This window comes from Alcaligenes pakistanensis (genome assembly GCF_014652815.1).
In the GTDB taxonomy this organism is placed as follows: domain Bacteria; phylum Pseudomonadota; class Gammaproteobacteria; order Burkholderiales; family Burkholderiaceae_B; genus Alcaligenes; species Alcaligenes pakistanensis.
On record NZ_BMZN01000001.1, the window covers coordinates 728,888 to 751,907 of the forward strand.

The following is a 23,020-nucleotide window of genomic DNA, read 5'->3' on the forward strand; positions in this document are numbered from 1 at the left end:
TCCCGCTTTCGACCGCAATCGTGACAGCCGCCCGCAATCGGGTGACCGTCCTGCATTCGACCGTAACCGCGAAGGCCGTCCTCAAACAGGCGAGCGTCGCGAGTTCTCCGGTGAACGCCGCGAACGCCCTCCTTTCGACCGCAATCGTGACAGCCGCCCGCAATCGGGTGACCGTCCTGCATTCGACCGCAACCGCGAAGGCCGTCCTCAAACAGGCGAGCGGCGCGAGTTCTCCGGCGAGCGCCGCGAACGTCCCGCTTTCGACCGCAATCGTGACAGCCGCCCGCAATCGGGTGACCGTCCTGCATTCGACCGTAACCGCGAAGGCCGTCCTCAAACAGGCGAGCGTCGCGAGTTCTCCGGTGAACGCCGCGAACGCCCTGCTTTCGACCGCAATCGTGACAGCCGTCCGCAAACCGGTGAACGCCGAAACTTCTCGGCTGACCGCCGCGAACGTCCGGCACCCAAAAGCGACAACGAATCGTCGGACCGTACCCCTGCCGGTAAGATGCCCAGTGGGCTTTTTAGCCCCGCAGGCAACTCGGACGCCTTTCCTCAGTATGTGTCTCCTATCCAGCGTGTAGACAGCCCCCAGGCCCCCAAGCTTGGTCAACGTCTGCCAGATAGCAACATCGAGGAAAACGACCGCGTTCAAGTCAAAGCCTTGCAAGGTGAGCGCTACCGTTTGTTTGCTCCTTGCCCTCAAGGGCTGGAAGAAGCACTGTCGCTGGAACTGCAGGCACTGGGTTACGAAAACGTGCAAGCGGGCCGCGCTGGCTGCCACTTTGATGCGGACTGGATCGGCGTTATGCGTGCCAACCTGTCCTCGAGACTGGCTACGCGTATCCTGCTGGAAGTCTCGCACGCTCCTGTGACCAACGAAGAAGATGTGCTGGCCCTGGCCCGTGTAACGCCTTGGGAGCGCTGGTTTGGCCCCGAGCAGACTTTGCGCGTGGATACCTCGGCCGTCCGTAGCCCGATGCAAAGCTTGCAGTACTGCAATCTGCGTGCCAAAGACGGGATTTGTGACCGCCTGCGAGATCTGGAAGGCGCACGCCCGTCCATCGATACGGTACGCCCGGACGCCAAGGTTCACTTGTTCCTGGACGAGACCAGCGCCACCTTCTATCTGGACACCAGTGGCGAATCCTTGTTCAAGCGCGGCTGGCGTCACGACAAGGGGGATGCCCCCTTGCGCGAAAACCTGGCTGCCGGTTTGCTGGCCCTGTCCGGTTGGGACCCGACCAAACCCTTGATCGATCCCTTCTGCGGTAGCGGTACCATTCTGATCGAAGCGGCCTGGATGGCATTGGGAGCCCCTCCCGGTATCTGGCGTCCGTTCAACTTTGAGCGTCTGCGCTGCCACGATCAGCGTTTGTGGCGCGATATCAAAGACGAAGCGCGTTCCCTGATCGCTCCTCGCCTTGAGACACCCTTGATCGGCTACGACATCAACCCCACCGTGCTAGATGCGGCCCGTTCCAACCTGGAACGCTCGCACCTGACGCTGGAGACGATTCGTTTCGAACAAGGCAATGCCTTGAAGATTCGTCCAGAAACGGAAGCCGGCTGGATTGTCACCAATCCCCCCTACGGCGAACGCATGGAAAGTCAGGATGAGGATTTCTGGCCAAGCTGGGCCAGCAATCTCAAGCAAAACTTCGCCAACTGGAGCGTGAATATGATCAGCAGCGACTTGGAGCTGCCTCGCCAGATGCGCCTCAAGCCCAAGCGTCGTTTCCCGCTGTACAACGGTGCACTGGATTGCCGCCTGTTCTGCTTTGACATGGTGCCTGCCAGTTATCGCAATAACGAAGCGGCCCCGGACGCCAGCGAAGACGCCGCCGACGCCGAATAAGCGTCAAGCAGTCCTCGCGTAGTCCCGCAAGGGTCAAGTCCATCCTGATGGCTTGGCCCTTGTTTATTATGTTCAGGCAGGCAGCATTCCGTTAGCCAGCGATATACGCGATAATGCAGGTCTTCCCTGCTTCAAGACGCACCATGACACCCTCTTTCACTACCCCTGGCCGCTGGCGGCGCTTTGCCTGCATGATGTATGAATCCATCTTGCTGTTTGGCGTTATCTTTACCAGTGGCTATCTGTTTGACACCTTGACCCAAAGCCGTAGCGGCCTGGATCTGCGTCATGTGCGTCAGGTCATGCTGTTTATTGCGCTGGGTATTTATTTTTTGCTGTGCTGGCGTAAAGTAGGTCAGACCTTGCCCATGAAGACCTGGAACATCCGTCTGATTGATGAGCAAGGCCATATTCCTGCCCTGCGCACCCTGCTGCTGCGTTATATTCTGCTATGGCCCCTGCCCTTGCTGGGTGCTTTGCTGGTTCAGCTATTGTCTGTGTATACAGGCTATGCGTCCACGGACCTACTTATCGTGTTTACGCCTTTTCTGAACTTTATCTGGACCTGGTTCGACAAAGACCAGCAGTTCCTGCATGACCGTCTTAGCAAGACCCGTCTGATCGATGCGCGCCCTACCCGTGTTACTTCGGCAGCCACCTGAACAGGCAGGCTGCCTCTTCATTTTTTAGTAGTACAGCAAAGTCATGACTGACATCTTAAAAAAATACCTGTTCGCCGACCAAAGCACACGAGCCCAGATGGTTCATCTGGAACAAGCCTGGCAAACAGGTTTGGAACACCAGCACTACCCAGCCTGCATTCGCGATTTATTGGGCGAGCTGGTCGCGGCTTCCGTACTCCTGGCAGGCAACCTCAAATTTGAGGGCTCCTTGATTTTACAAATTCAAGGCGATGGCCCGATTGCGCTGCTCGTTGTGGAATGCACGTCGGACATGGATATCCGTGCGACCGTATCCCTACGCGAAAACCAGCCCGTACCCCAGACCGGCACCCTGCAAACCTTGTTGAACCCGCAAGGCCAAGGCCGCTTTACGGTCGTGCTGGCGCCCCGTCAAAGCAGCAAGGATTTTCGCCCCTACCAAGGCGTAGTGCCTCTGGAAGGCGAGACAGTCGCCGAGGTTCTGCAAACCTATATGCGTACGTCCGAGCAACTGGACACTCATCTGTGGCTGGCTGCCGACGAAAACCGCTGTGCGGGCCTGCTACTACAACGCATCCCTCCACAGGGCGGCCATAGCTTGGCGCAGAACCTGGACACGTGGGAGCGCGCGCTGGCCTTGGGCTCCACTGTTCAAAGCCAGGAACTGCTGCAACTAGATAGCGATACCTTGATTCATCGCCTGTTCTGGGAAGAAGACCTGCAAGTCTTTGAACCGCAAGCCGTACGCTGGCATTGCCCCTGTTCCCGTCAACGTGTCAGCAATATGTTGCGCATGCTGGGCCGGGAAGAAATAGAACAAATCCTGACTGAACAAAACACGGTCAATGTGTCCTGCAACTTTTGTGGCAAGCCGTACCAGTACGATGCCATTGATTGTGCCTCTCTATTTGTCGACAAGGGCGATACACAGCCCGGTGACGACACGCTGCACTAAGACCGAAGATCCAGGAGAGTACGCAAGTACTAGCCCTTCTATCGGCTTGAACAGCACTCAGCCATGATGGCAACATCATGGCTGATTTTTCTTCTTCATCCCATCGGCAGGCCGGTCTGGCAGGCTCTCATCTTCTAGGAGCCCTGCTGGCTATTCTTCTGCTCAGCTGGCTAGTGCTAGACGCACTCACGCTGTACTCGCTGCGTGTCCGACTACAGCACGGCCTGCTCCATGCGGCACGTCAGGCCAGCGTGCATCAGGCCCGGCCAGAAACCATTGCCCACTCGTTTAGCCAGACACTGTCCGCCGCCAAAGTCTCACCCCACGATCAATGGCAACTACAGATTCTGTCGCCCTCTCCCCAGGCCTTCAGACAGCACGGCAGGCCCTCTAGACAGCATGCAGGACGCCAAGCCATAACGCAGGGTTGGCAAGCCCTGCAACACGAGCAGGCAGACCTCTACGGCCCCAGCATCTATCAGGCCAACATCCTGCATTTGTACCTCTTGTACGCCCATAAGCCCGGCCCGCTTTCCCTGATGCGTTTATTGCCCAAGCTACCTGCCAGCGTACCCAATCCCTTGGGCTCTGCCGCGGTTTGGCTACGTCTGGAAATCAAACATCCCATGCAATCTGATGCAGTGCAATGGGATGATCTTGCTGATGGTCGAGTGGTCTACGCCCAGTACGCAGAAAACCAGGCCATCTTGCCCGTATCCCATACAAGTTGGCCCGCCACCGTGGGCTCCACGGACACGCCTGTCTTGAATGGAGATAGCTCCCTTCCGCATTGGGATAACAATAGCTCCGGCGTACACGACGGCGCCCTTCCGCCAGGGCAGTCTGGCAATCCAGCCAACAACGGGGAAAGCGCAACAGACCCGGAGGCTCCGAATCCTGCCTGCTACTAGCAGCTGATGATCTGCATTTCACCCGCTGCCAGGCAAAGCCCCACAGACCGACAGACACGAATAAGCCTGGATGAATCATCCAAAAATAAAGCGGGAGAAAAATCAGATATTGACCGGCCCAGTTAGCCGTTCCTGCAGCGCCTTGCGCGCTACCAATTATCGAGGGCGTGCTGTGGTGGAGCTCACCGAACCACCCGGAGGCACAATCTGCACAAAGATCTCGCCTTCACGCATCATGCCAAACTCGCTACGGGCACGCTCTTCAACGGCGTGAGTCCCAGAGCGCAAATCCTGAACTTCGGCCAGCAAAGCGTTATTACGAGCCGTCAGCGCTTCATTGGTTTCTTTTTGTGCAACCAGCCTGGTCTGCATTTGCCGAACATCCAGCCAGCCGCCTTTACCCCACCAGAGAGCGTAATGGGTTACCAAGGTTAAACAGAGCAGGAGCAGGACAATAAGGCGCATGGTGATGTAAGAACCGGGCCTCTCGACCCGGTTCATCAAACAGAATTAGCGCAGATTATAGAACGCTTCGCGACCTGGGAAGGTAGCAACTTCAGCCAATTCTTCTTCAATACGCAACAACTGGTTGTACTTGGCCATACGATCCGAACGGGACAAAGAGCCTGTTTTGATCTGCATAGCGTTAGTTGCCACGGCGATATCCGCAATGGTGGAGTCTTCTGTTTCGCCCGAGCGGTGCGAGATCACAGCGGTGTAACCAGCGCGTTTGGCCATTTCAATGGCAGCGAAGGTTTCGGTCAAGGTACCGATCTGGTTGATCTTGATCAGGATCGAGTTACCAATGCCCAGATCAATGCCTTTTTTCAGGATCTTGGTATTGGTAACAAACAAATCGTCACCCACCAACTGAATCTTGTCGCCCAGTTTCTGGCTCAGAATGCGCCAGCCATCCCAGTCGTCTTCGGCCATGCCATCCTCAATAGAGATGATGGGGTACTTGTCGCACCAGTTCGCCAACAGATTGGCAAAGTCCTCGGAGCTCAGGGACACGCCGCCTTCACCAGCCAGGTGGTATTTACCGTCGCGGTAGAACTCGGAAGCGGCGCAGTCCAGTGCCAGAGCGATCTGGGTACCGGCTTCGTAACCTGCTTGCTCAATAGCACGCAAAATCAGTTCAATAGCGGCTTCGTGGTTAGCCACGTTAGGCGCAAAACCACCTTCGTCACCCACGGCAGTGGACATGCCTTGGTCGTGAATCAGACCTTTCAGTGCGTGGAACACTTCTGCACCCATACGCAGGGATTCGCGAAAGCTCTTCGCGCCCACGGGCATGATCATGAACTCTTGCAAGTCCAGAGTGTTGTTGGCGTGTGCGCCGCCGTTGATGACGTTCATCATCGGCACAGGCATGGCCATGGCACCGCTGCCACCGAAGTAGCGGTACAGGGACAGGCCTGAGTCATCGGCAGCGGCACGAGCCACGGCCATACTGGCGGCCAACATAGCGTTAGCGCCCAGACGGCTCTTGTCTTCAGTACCGTCCAGCTCGATCAGGGTGCGATCGATAAAGGTTTGTTCTTGCGCATCCAAGCCCATCAAGGCTTCGGAGATTTCAGTGTTCAGGTTTTCGACTGCACGCAAAACACCTTTGCCTAGGTAACGGCTCTTGTCACCATCGCGCAGCTCCAATGCCTCGCGAGCGCCAGTGGATGCACCTGAAGGAACGGATGCACGCCCCATAGCGCCCGATTCGAGCAATACATCACACTCCACCGTTGGATTACCACGGGAGTCCAGAATCTCGCGGCCAATAATATCTACGATTGCACTCATGATTTTGACAGTCCTGCCTGAAGTAGCATTAAGCTAGATAAGTTAAACAATCCTGCTGCCAAGCGTATCGCCGTAAACCAATCTGAAGATCAGTTTGAAAAGGCGCCTTGCCTGGAAGTCGAAAAGATCAGCAAGCGCGACAGCTATAGTGCAATCAGCGCCCCCTGCCCTCCTGCTAAAACAGGATTGTACCTGCCCATGACACAGCCGTGCCATGTCTGGTTCCGAAAATTGAACCGGCACGTGTTTATTATCACCAGAAATTCCAAGACTAGGCAGCGTCTCTGTAAATACAAAAAGTACCGATACGTCTCAAAGTAAATCTTTGTCGGCCGCTTTCAACAAGGCGCTTTCCCAATTACCCAGCAAAGTGATCAACTGCGACAAGTCCTGGTCGGAGAAGTCCTGCAACATGGCTTCCACCAAACGTCGACGTCGCGGCAAGGTGGCCTCGACCAATTCATAGCCAGCAGGACTTAAGCGCACATTGGTCAGCCTATTGTCTTGCTCGTCAGTGAAACGTTCGATCAGGCCCAGGGACTCTATGTTTTTAAGTTGGCGCGTCACGGCAGCCGGATCAATGCGTAACAAACGCACCAATTGCTTTTGAGACAGGCAACCGTCTTCTTGATGCAAGCAGATCAGGATGCGCCAGCGCGGCAATGGCATGCCCAATTGCTGGTCAAACGCGGCCATCAGACTGCGATATGTGCGCCCCAACTGCTGAGCCGCTTGAAGTTGCGGAAATTCATTCATCATGTTCAAGGCTGCTCTTGACGATTAAATCGTATGGGCGGCACTTTGCGTACCCAGTAAAAACACCAGACTATCAGTACTAAGGTAATGGCCATGCCCATATTGACGGCATGCGCCAGGGCATCACGGGCCATACCCAGATAAAGCGGCCCATCTTGCCCGGCCTGTTCCAGAAATTGCGCTTGCTGGCTCACACTCATCAAGACTTGCGGATCTTGCAGTATGTCGACCACATTGCTGGGTAATGCAGTCAATTGCGTACGGATAGCTTCGCCATATTGGTAATTGATCAGGGTGCCGACGACGGCGGTTCCCAACATCCCCCCCACCATGCGCATGGACTGTAGCATGGCGGTGGCAATGCCCAGCATGGAGCGCTCCACAATTTCCTGCGCAAAAACCGTCAGATTCGGCATGATGCACCCTACGCCTGTCCCGGCCAAGGTGGCATACAACACAAAGTGCCAATATGGATCACTTTTCTTGATGAACACCATGCCCAGACAAGCAATACTCAAAAGCACCAAACCCAGATACAGCATCCTGTTGGGGTGACGCAGGCGCGTAATGGTACGGCCATTGATAATGCTGCCCACCGTAATGAACACCACCAACGGAGTAATCAGCAGACCAGCGGTTTGTGGCCGCAGGCCATAGCCCCCTTGCAACAGCAAGGGAGCATAGAACAGCAGCCCAAAAAGAATAAAACCCAGCCCAGCAGACAGGATCAGCAAGGACAACTGGGCAGGACTACTGAACAAGACCAGCGGCAAAAGCGGCTCAGCCACTCGGCGCTCCCACACCACCAAGAGAGCAAACGCCCCCAAGCTGCACAATCCCAGCAAGACCATCAAATAGCTGCCGCCATATTGGGGCAGCAGCTCGACCAAGAGCTGAATACAGGCCAGACCTACCATCAAGAGCAAGGCTCCCAGCCAATCCAGACTAACTTTAGTCTGCCGAAAATGCCGGATCTGCGGTAGATAGCGGTAAGCAAAATACAGGCTCAACAAGCCCACGGGCAAATTCACATAGAACACCGAGCGCCAGCCATAGTGCTCAGTCAAAATGCCACCCAAAAAAGGGCCTATGCCATTGGCAATACCGAAAGACGCACTGAGCATCACCTGCCAGCGCAAACGCACTCGCGGATCAGGAAACAGGTCGGGCACACAGGCAAAGGCCGTACCCACTAACATTCCCCCTGCTATCCCTTGCAGGGCGCGGGCCAGCACCAACTGCATCATGGTTTGCGCCATGCCACAGAGCACGGATGCCAAGGTAAACAAAACAATGGACACCAGCACAAAACGGCGGCGTCCGTAGAAATCGCCCAAGCGACCAAAAATAGGCACAGTAATCACCGAGGTCAGCAAATACGCCGTTGCTACCCAGGCGTACAGCTCAAAACCGTGCAGCTCCGACACAATGGTGGGCAATGCTGTCCCCACCACCGTTTGATCAATCGCCACCAACATGACCACAAAACACAGCCCCATCATCGCCAGAATGGATTCTGTGACTGATAAGACACGCCCTGGCGTCTTTTGCGGTGCTTCCGATACATTTGCCATTTTCATTGACCATGCAATTATTGCCTAGTCAATGATTTTACGAGAGAGATAAAAACCTGACAAGCACAGCTTGAATCAAAGTTTGACTAGCGATCTCGGTACACAATAGCGATCAGAAAGAAAGCATGGCTTTCCAACAGAATCTGCCCCACAGGAAAACGGCATGAATATCATGATTATTGGCGCCAGCATGGGTCTGGGACGCGCTTTGATGGACGGTTTGGCCCAGGATGGCAACACACTGTATGGCGTGGCCAGACGCCCGCCCAACTCGTCAGACGGCCCCTTAAAGCCAGACCCTAGCGCCAATCAACACTGGATCAGCGCTGACTTGTCCCTGCCAGATGCGGCTGGCCAGCTGGCAAGCGCCTGCCCTGACTCGCTGGACGTACTGATCTATAACCTGGGAATTTGGGAAGACACCGCTTTCAGCCCGGAATACGATTTTTTGTCTCAAAGCGATCAAGCCATTCGTAGTTTGGTCGATGTGAATCTGACAGGGGCACTACTGGCTATACGCCATCTCTTGCCCCATTTGCTACGCAGCAAACAACCACGCTTGATTCTGACTGGCTCAACCTCGGGTCTACGCCAAAGCGGTCGTCCGGAAGTCGCATTTGGAGCCACCAAATTTGCCTTGAATGGCTTGGCAGACAGTCTGCGCGAAGGTTATAGAGATCAAGGGCTGGCTGTCAGCTGCTTACAACTAGGCTATTTAAATACAGCGGATGGCCTGAATATTCCCCTGCAAACGGCCGCTGCACGCGACCAGGGCGAAACGATCCCTGTCCACGATGTACTGACGATAGTACGTAGCCTGCTTCAGTTATCGCCGGCAAGCTTCATACGCGAACTGATCCTGCCTGCCCTACGCGATCCACGTTTTTAACCTGTAGATTCTGCTCATCTATTGAGATTCGCTTGTAGGAAGCAAGAGGGGCTGACGGGTAGTACTCCAACCCCTTGCAAGTATCCAGCGACAAACTTGTTCGGCTTGCCAGCTCCGTATCATGCACACGCCTGACAGCCGCTATCTTCCTGTTTCGTCCCGTCATAAAAAAAGGGAGTGTTTGCACACTCCCTTCTACTAGCCGTAAAACGTGGCGTAACCCGTTTTTACAGACCTTGCACCACGTACATGGTCATCTTGGCAGCCCCCTCACGCGCCTGGCGGGCACGGCGGTACTCTTCAGAGTCATGGAAAGCCTGGGCTTGTTCCAAGGTATCAAACTCCATGACCACCGTGCGCAAAGGCGCATTGCCTTCCAGGGTCACTGTCTCGCCACCGCGTACCAGCACCTTCACATTATGGGTTTTCATCGCAATGGACGAAAATTCCTGATACTGCTTGTACTGTTCAGGGTTGGTCACTTCAACGTTGGCAATCAAAAATGCGGGCATACCGTCTCCAATAACACTTAATAGCCGTGCTTCAAGGCACCGCTGTTCTTAACAATCGAGTCGAGCTGTTGCAAAGTGCGCAGCAAATCTGCCATTTCGCTTAAGGGCACGGCATTAGGGCCGTCAGACAGGGCTTTTTCAGGATTAGGGTGTGTCTCCATGAAGACGCCCGCCACACCGGCAGCAATCGCGGCACGTGCCAGCACAGGCACAAATTCACGCTGTCCGCCCGAGGTCGTGCCTTGTCCACCAGGAAGCTGGACCGAGTGAGTGGCATCAAACACAACCGGGCAGTCTGTGGCACGCATAATCGCCAATGAGCGCATGTCCGACACCAGGTTGTTATAGCCAAACGAAGCACCACGCTCACAGACCATAATAGTGGAGCCATCGCCGCCCATTTCCATCGCAGCGGCACGTGCTTTTGCCACCACCTGTACCATATCCTGAGGCGCCAGGAACTGGCCCTTTTTGATATTCACGGGTTTCAGGGTAGCGGCACACGCCTGAATAAAGTCGGTCTGACGACACAGAAAAGCCGGTGTTTGCAGCACATCCACCACGGCAGCCACATCATCGACCTGATCTTTGTCATGCACATCAGTCAGGACCGGCACTTTGTAGTGCGAGCGCACATCAGCCAAAATCTGCAGACCTTCCGCCATACCAGGGCCACGGTAAGACTTGTCCGAACTCCGGTTGGCCTTGTCAAACGAGCTTTTGTAGATAAAGGGGATGCCCAGGGCCGAGGTAATCTCGGCGAGCTGACCCGCTGTATCAAACGCCATTTGACGCGATTCAATCACACAAGGGCCAGCGATCAGAAAAAAGGGCCGATCCAGGCCAACGTCGTAACCGCATAAATCCATAATAGACCTCGTTTCAGTATTGCTGCATTCTCCCACATTCCTGAAGGCCATGCTGCATCGCGGTGCAGTGTGGCTTTCAACCCAATCGTTCGGAGATTTCGATCAGGTTCAAGTCCGGGTCACGCACATACAGAGAATGAAAAAGCCCGCGTAGCGCGGGCCTTTTCAGTCATACCAAATTATCAAGCCGACTTTTTCTGGCGTTCCAGAGCCGCTTTGATATAGCTGGTAAACAGCGGATGGCCATCACGTGGCGTAGAGGTGAATTCCGGGTGGAATTGCACGCCCATAAACCAAGGATGATCAGGCAGTTCCATGATTTCTGGCAGGTTCTCGGTAGGAGTACGAGCCGAAATCACCATGCCCACTTCTTCCAGACGTGGCACGTACAAGGTGTTGACCTCGAAACGGTGACGGTGACGCTCGTTCACCTCAGGGCCATAAATGGCTGCTGCACGCGAACCAGGTTTAACCGGGCAACGCTGAGCACCCTTACGCATGGTGCCCCCCAGATCCGAAGCACCATCACGATGCTCAACCTTGCCTTCACGGTCAGCCCATTCGGTAATCAAGGCCACAACCGGATGGACGGCAGAGGGATCAAACTCGGTAGAGTTCGCACCCACCAGATTCCCCACATTGCGGGCAAACTCGACCACGGCCAGTTGCATACCCAGGCAGATACCCAGGAATGGCACACCGTTTTCACGAGCGTACTGAATAGCGCGAATCTTACCTTCTGTACCACGCTTGCCAAAGCCGCCTGGAACCAAAATGGCATCCAGACCATTCAGGCAATCGGTACCCTCGTTCTCGATCACTTCCGAGTCCAGGTATTCGATCTTGATACGGGTACGTGTATGAATGCCGGCGTGAACCAAGGCTTCGCTAAGCGACTTGTACGATTCAGTCAGATCAACATATTTGCCGACCATCCCAATGCGCACTTCGTGCTCTGGGTTTTCCAGGGCCTGTACCAGACGATCCCACATGGACAGATCAGCGGGTGGAGGCGACAGAGACAGCGCATCGCACACCAGATTGTCCAGACCTTGCTTATGCAGCATGGCTGGAATCTTGTAGATGGAATCCGAATCCCAAACCGAGATCACGGCGTCCATAGGCACGTTGGAGAACAGCGAGATTTTGGCCAGTTCGTCATCAGGAATGATGCGATCCGCACGGCACAGCAAAGCGTGAGGGTGAATACCGATTTCACGCAATTTTTGCACGGAGTGCTGAGTAGGCTTGGTCTTGAGTTCGCCAGCCGATGCGATGAACGGCACCAAGGTCAGGTGAACAAAAGCTGTGTTGTTACGGCCCAGACGCAGATTCATCTGGCGGGCGGCTTCCAGGAACGGTTGGGATTCAATATCGCCTACCGTGCCGCCGATCTCGACGATGGCAACATCGGCCTCGCCATTGTAGGCAGCCTTGGCGCCACGAATGATGAAGTCCTGGATTTCGTTAGTGATGTGCGGGATAACCTGCACGGTCTTGCCCAGATAATCGCCGCGCCGCTCTTTGCGCAGCACGGATTCATAAATCTGGCCCGTGGTGAAGTTGTTGACCTTGCGCATGCGAGCGGAAATAAAGCGCTCGTAGTGGCCAAGATCCAGGTCGGTTTCCGCACCATCCTCTGTAACAAACACTTCACCGTGCTGGAAGGGGCTCATGGTGCCCGGATCTACGTTGATGTAGGGGTCCAGCTTGAGCATAGTCACGCGCAAACCGCGGGACTCCAGGATGGCAGCCAGGGATGCAGCCGCAATACCTTTGCCCAGGGAGGACACAACGCCTCCCGTTACGAATACATATTTGGTGGTCATTATAAAAGGCGCCTGAGGTCAAATCAGGCGATAGCGGGAAATTTGGATTATAAGGCAAGCGCCCATGCTTGGCGACCTGACAAGTGGCATTTCACTGCGGAAATACCACTTGACCTTGCAACTATTAGCAGCTGAGGGACTAGGGATCAGATCGCCACTGTCCTTTGCTCAAGCCAGTTACGAGCGTCGCCCTGAACACGGGGCAAGAGGCGTTCGCGCACCTGCTGATGATATTCATTGAGCCAGTTACGCTCTGCGGTGCTAAGGAGTGAGGCATCTATACAACGCGTATCGATGGGGCATAGCGTCAAGGTTTCAAAACGCAAAAACTGCCCGTACTCACTGCGCATGGCTGGTACGGCTGCCACCAGATTCTCGATACGGATGCCCCACTGCCCAGGCCGGTACAGCCCAGGCTCATTGGACGTAATCATGCCCGCACGCAAAGCAGAATGCGGGCCAATGCGACCGCGCCAGGAAATGGATTGCGGGCCTTCATGCACATTCATGAAGTAACCGACGCCGTGACCTGTCCCGTGACCAAAGTCCAGGCCCTGCTCCCACAAGGGTTGACGAGCCAGCACATCAATTTGCTGACCGGCAATGCCTTCCGGGAACACCAGCATGGATAAGGAGACCATGCCCTTGAGGACCAGCGTGAAATCACGAATCTGCTCGGCAGACACCTTGCCTACCGGCACGACACGGGTAATGTCGGTCGTCCCACCCTGATATTGCCCGCCCGAATCGATCAGCAACAAACCATCACCTTCGATACGGGCGTGAGACTGTTGGGTAGCCTGATAGTGCGGCATGGCCCCATTTGCGTTATAGGCCGCAATCGTGCCAAAGCTGGGGCTGACAAAGCCTTGTTGGCGAGCACGTGCCGCGCAGATATGTTCGTCTACATCCAGCTCGTTCACGTCGCTTTGCTGTTCAAACCAGGCAAAAAATTCGCACAAAGCAGCGCCATCTTTTTCCATGGTTTCACGCACATGAGCCAGCTCGGCATCGGTTTTGCAGGACTTGAGCAATTGAGCTGGGTTGATGTACTCGACTACCTTCAAATGAGCCGCCAGCTGGGCCGCCCAGGCGGTCGTGCGTGCCATATCCAGCAGGATAGGCATGGACGCTGGCAAAGCGCGCATAAAGGAAAGCAGTTCTGTGTAGCCTTGAACTTGCACACCATCCAGGGCCAAGGCTTCCTGAATACCAGCCGACAATTTTTCGCTATCGACAAACAAGAAAGCCTGATCCGGGCCAATCAGCAGATAAGACAGAAACACCGGGTTGTACGACACATCACTGCCGCGCAGATTCAAAGTCCAGGCAATATCATCCAGGGCGCTAAGCAAATGCCAGTGGGCACCCTGCTCTTGCATGGCGGCGCGGGTACTGTTCAGATTTTCCTGACGAGTACGACACGCAAAGGGAGGCACGTGCTGGACAACCTGCCCCACAGGGGGGGCTGGCCGGTCTGCCCAGATTGGGCTGAGCAAGTCGGCTTCCAGCACCCACTCCAGTTCTTGCTCTTGCGTCGCTTTTTTCCAAGCCAGCAAACTTTGCGCCGAGACTGACTGGCTATCCAAAGACACGCGCGACTTGGCCGACAAGTTCTCGGCCAGCCAGTCTGCCGGTTCGGGCACTCCTGCATCGCCAGCGCGCTGCAATTGAATGCCGCTACCTTCCAGCTCCTTGGCCGCCTGCTCCCAATAGCGACTATCAGTCCACAAACCGGCCCAATCTGCAGTCACCACCAAGAGGCCCGCTGAGCCTACAAAACCACTGAGCCACTGGCGGCTTTTCCAGCGGTCAGGCAAGTATTCAGACAGATGGGGATCAGACGTAGGCCAAATGCTTGCCTGTACGGACTGAAATTGCATTTGTTCACGCAGCGCCTGCAGGCGTGCGGCAACGGGGGTATGGGCCATGCCAACTTCCTTTACATAAACAGCGTTCACGCACCGACCAAGCATAAAAAAAGCTTCGACTCGCGCCGAAGCTTTTTCTAGCCAGAGGTACCGATCAGGCCAAAGCGCTGACGTCCAGTGGGACGCCTGTCTTGGACTGAATGTACTCAAGGCTGACTTCCGGTGCCAACTCAAGCAACTTTAAACCATTTTCCGTCACTTCCATCACTCCCAAATCGGTAATGATGAGGTCAACCACACCCACGCCCGTCAGGGGCAAGGTGCAAGCAGGCAGAATTTTCAGGTCTTCGGTGCCGTCTTTCTTGGTGGCGACATGCTCCATCAGGACCACAACGCGACCCACACCGGCCACCAGATCCATTGCGCCGCCCATACCCTTGATCATTTTCCCTGGAATCATCCAGTTGGCCAGATCACCTTTTTCCGACACCTGCATGGCGCCCAGAATGGCAATATTGATCTTGCCGCCACGGATCATGGCGAACGAATCTGCCGAGGAAAAAATAGACGAACCGGGCAAGGTCGTGATGGTTTGCTTACCGGCGTTGATCAGGTCGGCATCGATCTTGTCCTCGGTAGGAAATGGGCCAATGCCCAGCAAACCGTTTTCGGACTGCAACCAGACCTCAATCCCTTCAGGCACATGGTTAGCAACCAGCGTAGGCAAACCGATACCCAGGTTGACGTAAAAGCCGTCCTGAAGCTCCAGAGCGGCGCGTGCCGCCATTTGATCTCTATTCCAAGCCATTATTATCTTGCCTCGCTAATCAGGAAGAACGAACGGTACGCTGTTCAATGCGCTTTTCGGGCTGGGCATTGAGCACGATACGGTGCACGTAAATGCCGGGCAAATGCACATCATCGGGGTCCAGGCTACCGGTCTCGACAATTTCCTCGACCTCGACAATAGTCAGTTTTCCCGCCATCGCCACGTTCGGGTTGAAGTTGCGCGCTGTCTTGCGAAACACCAGATTGCCGCTGCGATCAGCCTTATGGGCTTTGACCAGCGACACATCCGGCACCAGCGCCTCTTCCATTACATATTGCTTGCCGTCGAACTCACGGATTTCCTTGCCATCTGCCACGATAGTGCCAACACCTGTGGCCGTGAAAAAGGCAGGAATGCCCGCACCGCCTGCACGCAGCTTTTCAGCCAGCGTCCCTTGCGGGGTGAAGTCCAGTTCCAGTTCGCCCGCCAGATACTGACGCTCAAACTCTTTGTTTTCACCGACATAGGAGGAAATCATTTTGCGGATCTGGCGCGTTTCCAACAACTGGCCCAGACCAAAGCCATCCACCCCGGCATTATTGCTAATGCAGGTCAGGTTTTTGACTCCGCTATCGCGCAGCGCAGCAATCAGCGCCTCGGGGATTCCGCACAGGCCGAACCCACCTACTGCGACTGTCTGTCCGTCAGCAACGACTCCCTGCAACGCCTCCTTGGCGCTTGGATAGACTTTATTCAATTGACTCTCCAATGACTCTTTAATTGGCCTAAACAGCAAACTTTGTCTAATAATGCCGCTGTGCACCATTTGGCGCTATCAGGCATTCTACGACTTGACTACGCTTTCCGTATACGTAAAGCTTAACCCTGAAAAACCGAGTGTATCTGTTTACGCTCATCATCGGTCCAAGGTTGTGAGCCGCCTTGGGGGTTGATAGACACTAGCACACAGCGACCACGTGCATAAATGACATCGGCTTGATTTGCATCACACACAAAGACTTCCAGATCAATGCTGCTGCCACCAACCTTCAACAATTTATGCACAATCCGCACAGTGGCCGGATACAGGATCGAACGCAGGAAATCCAGGCTGGCATGCGCCAGCACCCCGGTACGTGGCGACGGTGGCACCATGCCCAGCTGCATCATTAACTGGACACGGGCTTCCTCGATGTAGCGAAAGTAGACCGTATTGTTAACATGATTCATGGCGTCCAGATCACCCCAGCGCACGGCAATATCAAAAGTGGCCCCTGCTCCAGAACCTTCTACTTGCGTCATTACATGCTCTCCTTACTGATATTTACTGATAAACCCAGAGGCAGCCAGGCCACGCCCTTTGCCTCTGAAATCAAAACTGGATTGCTCAGACTACAATACAATCGACCGTACGCACAGTACACGAATTTCACCCGCCAACAATCAAGAACAAAGCGCTAAGCCGTAATAGGAGATCAGCAGCAATGTCTGAACGTGAATCGATGGAATATGACGTTATTATCGTTGGCGCCGGCCCTGCAGGCTTGGCCACCGCGATACGTCTGAAACAGCTCGCCCAAGAAAAAGAACAAGAAATCAGCGTCTGTATTCTGGAAAAAGGCGCCGAACTGGGTGCCCACATTTTGTCTGGCGCCGTTATGGATACACGCGCCCTGGACGAGTTGCTGCCGGATTGGAAAGCGCAAGGCGCCCCCATCTCGGTAGAAGTAACCGAAGACAAATTCCTTTTCCTGACCGAAAAAAGCGCCCGCTCCACACCCATGTGGTTGCTGCCTGATTGCTTTAAGAACCATGGCAACTATATTGTCCGCCTGGGCAATGTCGTGCAATGGATGGGAGAGCAAGCTGAAGCGCTAGGTGTAGATATTTTCCCCGGCTTTGCGGCTGCCCACATTCTGTATGCCGAAAACGGCGCAGTGCGCGGTGTCTTGACCGGTGATATGGGAGTCGCCCGTGATGGCACTCACACCGCCAACTACCAGCCCGGTATGGAACTGCTGGCGTCCTACACGATTTTTGCGGAAGGTTCGCGCGGCCATCTGGGCCGTGAGCTGACCGAACGCTTCAAGCTGGACGAGTCCCGCAATGCACAAAGCTACGGCATTGGCATTAAAGAGCTCTGGGAAGTAGATCCTTCTCAGTCTCAGCCCGGCCTGGTGATTCACACCGCAGGCTGGCCCCTAGATTCAGACACCTACGGTGGCTCCTTCCTATACCACCTGGATAACAATCTGGTCATGGTCGGTATGGTGGTGGGCCTGGATTACGCCAACCCCTGGCTCTCTCCTTTTGAAGAGTTCCAGCGCTATAAAACCCACCCTGCCCTGCGCGCCACCTTTGAAGGCGGCAAACGCATTGCTTACGGTGCCCGTTCCCTGACGGCAGGTGGCTTGCTGGCTCTGCCCAAACTGAGCTTCCCCGGTGGTGCTTTGGTGGGTTGTGAAGCCGGTTTCCTGAATGCATCGCGCATCAAGGGTAGCCATGCCGCTATCAAATCCGGCTCCATGGCCGCTGAGGCCGCCTTTGAAGCCTTGCAGGCGGGCCGCAAGCAGGATGAACTGACTCAATATACCGAGACATTTAAACAGTCCTGGCTGCATGAAGAGCTGAACAAAGCCCGTAACTTCAAGCAGTGGTTCAAGAAAGGCCGCTCGATTGCGTCCGTCATGACTTTTGTTGAACAAGGTCTGTTCAAAGGGAAAATGCCCTGGACCCTGCGTAACGACAAGCCGGATCACGCCTGTCTGCAGCCTGCGGCCGAATGTGCCCGTATCGACTACCCCAAGCCAGATGGCAAAATCACCTTTGATCGTTTGAGCTCTGTGTTTATTTCAAACACTAACCATGAAGAAGACGAGCCTATTCACCTGACGCTGAAAGATCCGTCCGTACCCGTGGCCGTGAATTTGGCCCGTTATGGAGGCCCTGAAGCGCGCTTCTGCCCGGCTGGTGTGTACGAGTTCATCAAGACCGAAACCGGTGACGACAAGCTGCAAATCAATGCACAGAACTGTGTGCACTGTAAAACCTGTGACATCAAAGACCCCACCCAGAATATTGTCTGGGTACCACCGCAAGGTGGGGAAGGCCCGGTGTACAGCGGCATGTAAAAACAAGTCTGGCCTTGGTGTAACTACCAAGGCCAGAGGTGTTAGTGTCGGCAAACAGCCACCCGAAACGGGTGGTTTTTTATGCCTGACGACGGGATCGTGTCGGCCAATTCACAACTAACAAGCCCAATAGAATTAAGCCCGTGCCCATCAGCTCCAATTGTGTGGGCCATTCATCCAAAATCAGCCAGGCCAGCAGCACCGTCAAGGCCGGGACACCCAAGCTGGACATCCCAGCCAAAGATGCACTGACCCGACTGACTACAGCCATCCACAGTAGCCAGCCCACTCCGGTCGCGATAATCCCCAGGTACAGCACACCGCTGAACATTTGCCATTCCATCACAATAGGTCGTTGGGGAATCACGAAGCTCAAGGGCAGCACAATCACAATGCCCAACAAGCACTGCCAAACTGTGGCGTTTAGCAGCTCCACGCGATGACGCTCAAATAATTGTTTGGAAAAGACCGCGCCCAAGGCCCAGCTCACGCCGCTCAACGTTGCCAGGGCAGAACCCAGCAGGCCGCCCATCCCTTCCCAAGGCGCAATCAGGAGCATCAAACCGAGGATCGCAGGCACCATACCCAGCATATGACGCTTCTGAGGCCGTTGGCTCAACATGGGCCAGGACAGCAACAAAATCCAGATAGGCATGGTGTAGGCCAAGGCCACCATCTTGCCCGCCCCACCCGCTTGCAGAGAAAACTGACTCAGCAATTGAAAGCCGGTGGTCTGAAAGAGGGCCACCCCCAAGCTCAGCTTCCAAGGCGTCGGCCGTAAATGGCCACCTTTAAGGCGCAATACCAGCCACAAAAAAATGAATGCCACCGCATAGCGTGCTGCAATCAGATCAACCGGCCCGATGTAGACAGTCATTGCCTTCATCACGACCCAGCTCATGCCCCAGGTCAGTACCACCAAGCCCATCAGCGCCAAAGCGCCCCTGTCTGCCTGCTGCTCCCCGCTCAAACCTTTCCCCTTCTTATTAAATTCAAAAGCCGTTTTCTGGGCTCCGGCTCAATGCTAGGCTAATTCCAGACCGAGCAGGTTTCTCGTAACAAAATAATCAAAAGTCATAAAAAAACCCTGGCTCCAATAAGAAGCCAGGGTCAAACAGGAACTACCAAAAAACTTAGTGTGCTTCGGACAGCTGATCCAGAATGGCTGGGTTTTCCAGCGTGGAAACGTCTTGGGTGATCGGCTCGTTGTTAGCGACAAAACGCAGCAAACGACGCATGATCTTGCCCGAGCGAGTCTTGGGCAGATTCTCGCCAAAGCGGATTTCACGCGGTTTGGCGATAGGACCAATTTCCTTGCCTACCCAGTTACGCAGCTCCGCTGCAATCTTGTCGGCTTCTTCACCCGATGGCAGATCGCTATTGAGCACCACAAAGGCCACAATGGCTTCGCCGGTCGTCGGATCGGGTTTGCCCACGACAGCAGCTTCCGCCACCAGAGGGTGCGCCACCAGAGCCGACTCCACTTCCATTGTGCCCAGGCGGTGGCCCGAGACGTTCAATACGTCATCGATACGGCCCATCACCCAGAAGTAGCCGTCGGCATCACGCTGCGCACCATCACCGGCCAGATAATAGCCTTTCAGTTCGGGCGGGAAATAGCTTTTCACGAAACGGTCTGGATCGCCCCAGATGGTGCGAATCATATTGGGCCAAGGTTTGCGAATAACCAGGAAACCACCATTGCCGCGCTCAGCTTCTTCACCCGCCTCGTCCACAATGGCAACATCCATACCGGGGAACGGCAAGCCGCAAGAGCCAGGCTTCAAAGGCGTAGCACCAGGCAGCGGTGTGATCACGTGGCCACCGGTTTCTGTTTGCCACCAGGTATCCACAATGGGGCAGCGCTCGCGACCCACATTCTTGTAGTACCACATCCAGGCTTCGGGATTGATGGGCTCGCCCACCGAACCGATGATACGCAGGGAGTCCAGATTGTATTGTTTGGGGTGAATGGCCTGGTCCGCTTCGGCTGCCTTGGTCAGGGAGCGAATGGCGGTAGGCGCGGTGTAGAACACGGTCACGCCATGGCGTTCGATCATGTTCCAGAAACGGCCAGCATCCGGGTAGGTCGGTACGCCCTCAAACACGACTTGTGTCACGCCTGCGGCCAGTGGGCCGTAAGTGATGAAGGTGTGGCCAGTAACCCAACCGATGTCGGCGGTACACCAGAACACATCGCTATCTTTAGCGTCAAAGGTCCACTGAACGCTGAGCATGGCACCCAGCAGATAGCCAGCCGAGGAGTGCTGCACGCCCTTGGGCTTACCGGTCGAACCGGAGGTATACAGAACAAACAGGGGATGCTCGGCGTTCACAGAAACTGCCGGGCACTCGGCGCTTTGGCCTTTAACCACATCGTCCCACCACAGGTCACGGCTTTCATGCCAGGCAACCGGGCCACCCGTGCGCTTATACACAATAACGTGACGCACCGCGTCGCAATCGTCATTGTTCAGCGCTTCATCCACCGCGTTTTTCAGCGCAATAGCACGACCACCTCGACGCTGCTCGTCCGCCGTAATCACCAAAGTGGCACCTACGTCCACCGCACGTTCATGCAGACTCTTGGCCGAGAAGCCACCAAAAACCACCGAGTGAGTAATACCCAGACGGGCACATGCCTGCATGGCCACAATGGCTTGTACCGACATGGGCATGTAAATCAGGGCGCGCTCGCCGGTCTTGTGGCCCAGGGCTTTCAAACCATTGGCAAACTGGCACACCTGCTCATACAGTTCGCGGAAAGTCACCTTGGTAACTTCGCCGCCATCGGCTTCAAAAATGAGCGCAGTTTTGTGTTCTGTGGGGGTGCCCAAGTGCTTGTCCAGGCAGTTGGCCGAGACATTCAGCTCGCCATCATGGAACCACTTGTAAAACGGGGGATTACTGTCATCCAGAGCCTGGGTAAAGGGCTTGGTCCAGACCAAACGATCACGGGCCAACTCCGCCCAGTAGCCGGGGTTATCCTGCTCGGCTTTCTGGCAAAGCTCCTGGTAGGCCGCCATGCCAGCAATGCTCGCATCGCGTTCCAGCTCCGGGAACACGGGAAAGACTCGGCTTTCCGACAGGACGGATTCAATAGACGTTGGACCGCTCATGGTTTTGGCTCCTTTATTTTCCAGATTTGGTGTTTTTTATGGGCCGCGCAGCAGGCGACCCAGCTTAATTTTATATAAACGTAACGCGCCTTACTTACTCAATCCTGACAACTCAGATTGGCTTGATTCCTGGCCAAAATGCCACGCTCAAAATTCAAACGCGACAGGATAAGAAGACCGGCCAGGAAAAACAGACCGGTGCAGGCCAAGGCCAAACGATGGTTGCCGCCGCTAAGCCAGGTCACCAGCCCGTAAGACAGCGGGCCACATACCGCAGCCAATTGAATCGCAAAAGTCCACAAGGCAAAGAATTCAGCCAGACGATTTTTTGGGGCCAGCAGGCCCACCATTGCCCGGCCTGCACTTTGGCTGCTGCCTATGCACAGCCCCGCTACCGCCGCAGCCGCCCAGAACCCGGCCAGAGAGCGTGTGCTGACCGCAATCGTCACCATGACCAACCAGGCGCACAGTGTCAGCGCCAGAGCGCGTCGATGGCCGATCCGGTCCTGGATATGGCCGAACAGCAAAGCCCCTACCGCCGCGGCAATATTGACCGTGAAGATCAAAATCATGGTTTGTGCCATCGTGAAGCCCATGGCCTCAGTCGCATATACCGCTGAGAGGGTAATAATGACGGCAATCCCCGCCTGATAGGCCGCTCCGCACATCAGTAAGGTTCGGAAATCGGGGAAATGCTGATGTACATCGCGCGCCGAGGCAATCAAGCGCGACAACATACCCTGCTGCTCTGCCCCGCTAGGCGCACTGCGCTCACGCAGCAGTAAGAAGGAAGGCAGGGCCGAGAGAGCAAACAAGGTGGCGGTAATTAACACAATGCCGGGTACATACTGCTGAGCCGTCCAGCCTTGGGCTGTTGCCCAGGCTAAAAAGGCCAACGAAAGCCCTAAGGCCAACATGCCGCCAAAATAGCCGAACCCCCAGCCCCACCCCGAGACACGCCCCAGGGCTTCAGGCTTGGCAATTTCCGGTAGAAAAGCACCAATAATTGACTCACCGATGCAATAGCAATAGTTAGACAGGGCGATGAACACCAGGGCCCAAACGATGTCATCTGGACCGGCCCAAAATAAAAGTGCCGTTGCAACCACACACCCTACGGTGCTACTGAATAATAGACGTCGCTTACCCTGCCGGGCATCAGCCCGCGCACCCAGAGCAGGCATCGTCAACATGATGCTTAAATAGGAGGCCGACAGTGCCAATGTCCAGGCCAAGGTTGCCCAGCTGCGCCCTGCGGCGACAACGCCCACAAAATACGCGCTATAGACGCTGGTCAGGATGACTGTGGTGTAGCCAGAGTTTGCGAAATCATACATAGCCCATGCCCACAACTCACGCAGTCGCACACCTTCATTTAGGGCTTTCCCTAGGGCCTGTCCCATAAATCGCATCATTCAATCCCTATAAACAGTCAAACTTCGCTCTATTTCGCGCATTTACTGGCAAACAAGCAAGAAGAGCACTGGACCCATATACAGAGCCCCAAAACCGCGCGCC

Annotated in this window: 20 protein-coding genes; 6 read left to right on the forward strand and 14 right to left on the reverse strand. The window is 55.2% G+C overall.

From position 1 onward, the window contains the following. Positions 1-508: 508 nt before the first annotated feature. From IE156_RS18345 to IE156_RS03380, 4 genes are all read left to right on the forward strand, one after another. Positions 509-1,858, forward strand: coding sequence for a THUMP domain-containing class I SAM-dependent RNA methyltransferase (locus IE156_RS18345; RefSeq protein WP_373296492.1), 1,350 nt, complete (start codon positions 509-511; stop codon positions 1,856-1,858). Between the two features lie 143 nt (positions 1,859-2,001). Beyond that, complete coding sequence (locus IE156_RS03370; protein WP_189391051.1) at positions 2,002-2,520, forward strand: RDD family protein; 519 nt, start codon at positions 2,002-2,004, stop codon at positions 2,518-2,520. A 43-nt stretch (positions 2,521-2,563) separates the two neighbouring features. Next, positions 2,564-3,475 carry an Hsp33 family molecular chaperone HslO gene (hslO, locus tag IE156_RS03375; protein WP_189391052.1) on the forward strand — a complete coding sequence of 304 codons (912 nt, stop codon included), beginning with the start codon at positions 2,564-2,566 and terminating at the stop codon, positions 3,473-3,475. A 77-nt stretch (positions 3,476-3,552) separates the two neighbouring features. Next, positions 3,553-4,386 carry a hypothetical protein gene (locus IE156_RS03380; protein ID WP_189391053.1) on the forward strand — a complete coding sequence of 278 codons (834 nt, stop codon included), beginning with the start codon at positions 3,553-3,555 and terminating at the stop codon, positions 4,384-4,386. A 156-nt stretch (positions 4,387-4,542) separates the two neighbouring features. Here the strand turns inward: IE156_RS03380 and ftsB are convergent, their stop codons facing one another. The 4 genes from ftsB to IE156_RS03400 all read right to left on the reverse strand — a co-directional run bounded on the left by ftsB (position 4,543) and on the right by IE156_RS03400 (position 8,513). Continuing rightward, the gene (gene ftsB, locus IE156_RS03385) at positions 4,543-4,851 is read right to left on the reverse strand and encodes a cell division protein FtsB (protein WP_189391054.1); all 309 of its coding nucleotides are present in this window, start codon (positions 4,849-4,851) and stop codon (positions 4,543-4,545) included. Between the two features lie 45 nt (positions 4,852-4,896). Continuing rightward, positions 4,897-6,183, reverse strand: coding sequence for a phosphopyruvate hydratase (gene eno / locus IE156_RS03390; protein WP_189391055.1), 1,287 nt, complete (start codon positions 6,181-6,183; stop codon positions 4,897-4,899). Positions 6,184-6,495: 312 nt separating this feature from the next. Further along, entirely contained in the window at positions 6,496-6,942 is a 447-nt protein-coding gene (locus IE156_RS03395) for a MarR family winged helix-turn-helix transcriptional regulator (protein WP_189391056.1), read from the reverse strand. 2 nt (positions 6,943-6,944) lie between these two features. Further along, positions 6,945-8,513 (reverse strand): MDR family MFS transporter, encoded by a 1,569-nt coding sequence (locus IE156_RS03400; protein WP_229840937.1) that lies wholly within the window; start codon positions 8,511-8,513, stop codon positions 6,945-6,947. Positions 8,514-8,676: 163 nt separating this feature from the next. On the opposite strand from IE156_RS03400, the gene IE156_RS03405 reads away from it, so the two are divergent. Then, complete coding sequence (locus IE156_RS03405) at positions 8,677-9,402, forward strand: SDR family NAD(P)-dependent oxidoreductase (RefSeq protein ID WP_189391058.1); 726 nt, start codon at positions 8,677-8,679, stop codon at positions 9,400-9,402. A 227-nt stretch (positions 9,403-9,629) separates the two neighbouring features. On the opposite strand, the gene IE156_RS03410 is transcribed toward IE156_RS03405, so the two are convergent. The 7 genes from IE156_RS03410 to IE156_RS03440 form a co-directional block, all read right to left on the reverse strand. Further along, positions 9,630-9,914, reverse strand: a complete 285-nt coding sequence (locus IE156_RS03410) for a DUF1330 domain-containing protein (protein WP_189391059.1) — start codon at positions 9,912-9,914, stop codon at positions 9,630-9,632. A gap of 17 nt (positions 9,915-9,931) precedes the next feature. After that, positions 9,932-10,783: a 3-deoxy-8-phosphooctulonate synthase gene (kdsA, locus tag IE156_RS03415; protein ID WP_189391060.1), complete on the reverse strand. Its 852-nt coding sequence runs from the start codon at positions 10,781-10,783 to the stop codon at positions 9,932-9,934. A 182-nt stretch (positions 10,784-10,965) separates the two neighbouring features. Further along, a complete protein-coding gene (gene pyrG, locus IE156_RS03420) occupies positions 10,966-12,612 on the reverse strand; it encodes a CTP synthase (protein ID WP_189391061.1) in 1,647 nt (548 codons plus the stop codon). Between the two features lie 146 nt (positions 12,613-12,758). Next, a complete protein-coding gene (locus IE156_RS03425; protein ID WP_189391062.1) occupies positions 12,759-14,543 on the reverse strand; it encodes an aminopeptidase P family protein in 1,785 nt (594 codons plus the stop codon). A gap of 94 nt (positions 14,544-14,637) precedes the next feature. Further along, a complete protein-coding gene (locus tag IE156_RS03430; protein ID WP_059317990.1) occupies positions 14,638-15,291 on the reverse strand; it encodes a CoA transferase subunit B in 654 nt (217 codons plus the stop codon). A 19-nt stretch (positions 15,292-15,310) separates the two neighbouring features. Then, positions 15,311-16,009 (reverse strand): CoA transferase subunit A, encoded by a 699-nt coding sequence (locus IE156_RS03435; RefSeq protein ID WP_189391063.1) that lies wholly within the window; start codon positions 16,007-16,009, stop codon positions 15,311-15,313. Positions 16,010-16,131: 122 nt separating this feature from the next. Then, the gene (locus tag IE156_RS03440; protein ID WP_189391064.1) at positions 16,132-16,554 is read right to left on the reverse strand and encodes an acyl-CoA thioesterase; all 423 of its coding nucleotides are present in this window, start codon (positions 16,552-16,554) and stop codon (positions 16,132-16,134) included. 182 nt (positions 16,555-16,736) lie between these two features. Between IE156_RS03440 and IE156_RS03445 the strand changes: the two genes are divergently transcribed. Beyond that, entirely contained in the window at positions 16,737-18,383 is a 1,647-nt protein-coding gene (locus IE156_RS03445) for an electron transfer flavoprotein-ubiquinone oxidoreductase (RefSeq protein ID WP_189391065.1), read from the forward strand. 79 nt (positions 18,384-18,462) lie between these two features. On the opposite strand, the gene IE156_RS03450 is transcribed toward IE156_RS03445, so the two are convergent. From IE156_RS03450 to IE156_RS03460, 3 genes are all read right to left on the reverse strand, one after another. After that, positions 18,463-19,353, reverse strand: coding sequence for a DMT family transporter (locus IE156_RS03450; protein WP_229840951.1), 891 nt, complete (start codon positions 19,351-19,353; stop codon positions 18,463-18,465). Positions 19,354-19,516: 163 nt separating this feature from the next. Then, complete coding sequence (gene acs, locus IE156_RS03455) at positions 19,517-21,502, reverse strand: acetate--CoA ligase (RefSeq protein WP_189391066.1); 1,986 nt, start codon at positions 21,500-21,502, stop codon at positions 19,517-19,519. A 98-nt stretch (positions 21,503-21,600) separates the two neighbouring features. Beyond that, on the reverse strand, positions 21,601-22,905 hold the full coding sequence (locus tag IE156_RS03460; RefSeq protein ID WP_189391409.1) for an MFS transporter: 1,305 nt from the start codon (positions 22,903-22,905) through the stop codon (positions 21,601-21,603). Positions 22,906-23,020 lie beyond the last annotated feature (115 nt).

Excerpts from the sequence above, each read along its gene's own strand:
- IE156_RS03380 (WP_189391053.1), top strand. The coding sequence starts at position 3,553 with ATGGCTGATTTTTCTTCTTCATCCCATCGGCAGGCCGGTCTGGCAGGC.
- eno (WP_189391055.1), bottom strand. The coding sequence starts at position 6,183 with ATGAGTGCAATCGTAGATATTATTGGCCGCGAGATTCTGGACTCCCGT.
- ftsB (WP_189391054.1), bottom strand. The coding sequence starts at position 4,851 with ATGCGCCTTATTGTCCTGCTCCTGCTCTGTTTAACCTTGGTAACCCAT.
- pyrG (WP_189391061.1), bottom strand. The coding sequence starts at position 12,612 with ATGACCACCAAATATGTATTCGTAACGGGAGGCGTTGTGTCCTCCCTG.
- IE156_RS03410 (WP_189391059.1), bottom strand. The coding sequence starts at position 9,914 with ATGCCCGCATTTTTGATTGCCAACGTTGAAGTGACCAACCCTGAACAG.
- acs (WP_189391066.1), bottom strand. The coding sequence starts at position 21,502 with ATGAGCGGTCCAACGTCTATTGAATCCGTCCTGTCGGAAAGCCGAGTC.
- IE156_RS03395 (WP_189391056.1), bottom strand. The coding sequence starts at position 6,942 with ATGATGAATGAATTTCCGCAACTTCAAGCGGCTCAGCAGTTGGGGCGC.
- IE156_RS18345 (WP_373296492.1), top strand. The coding sequence starts at position 509 with ATGCCCAGTGGGCTTTTTAGCCCCGCAGGCAACTCGGACGCCTTTCCT.
- IE156_RS03445 (WP_189391065.1), top strand. The coding sequence starts at position 16,737 with ATGTCTGAACGTGAATCGATGGAATATGACGTTATTATCGTTGGCGCC.
- IE156_RS03425 (WP_189391062.1), bottom strand. The coding sequence starts at position 14,543 with ATGGCCCATACCCCCGTTGCCGCACGCCTGCAGGCGCTGCGTGAACAA.
- IE156_RS03405 (WP_189391058.1), top strand. The coding sequence starts at position 8,677 with ATGAATATCATGATTATTGGCGCCAGCATGGGTCTGGGACGCGCTTTG.
- IE156_RS03440 (WP_189391064.1), bottom strand. The coding sequence starts at position 16,554 with ATGACGCAAGTAGAAGGTTCTGGAGCAGGGGCCACTTTTGATATTGCC.
- kdsA (WP_189391060.1), bottom strand. The coding sequence starts at position 10,783 with ATGGATTTATGCGGTTACGACGTTGGCCTGGATCGGCCCTTTTTTCTG.
- IE156_RS03460 (WP_189391409.1), bottom strand. The coding sequence starts at position 22,905 with ATGGGACAGGCCCTAGGGAAAGCCCTAAATGAAGGTGTGCGACTGCGT.
- hslO (WP_189391052.1), top strand. The coding sequence starts at position 2,564 with ATGACTGACATCTTAAAAAAATACCTGTTCGCCGACCAAAGCACACGA.
- IE156_RS03430 (WP_059317990.1), bottom strand. The coding sequence starts at position 15,291 with ATGGCTTGGAATAGAGATCAAATGGCGGCACGCGCCGCTCTGGAGCTT.
- IE156_RS03400 (WP_229840937.1), bottom strand. The coding sequence starts at position 8,513 with ATGGCAAATGTATCGGAAGCACCGCAAAAGACGCCAGGGCGTGTCTTA.
- IE156_RS03370 (WP_189391051.1), top strand. The coding sequence starts at position 2,002 with ATGACACCCTCTTTCACTACCCCTGGCCGCTGGCGGCGCTTTGCCTGC.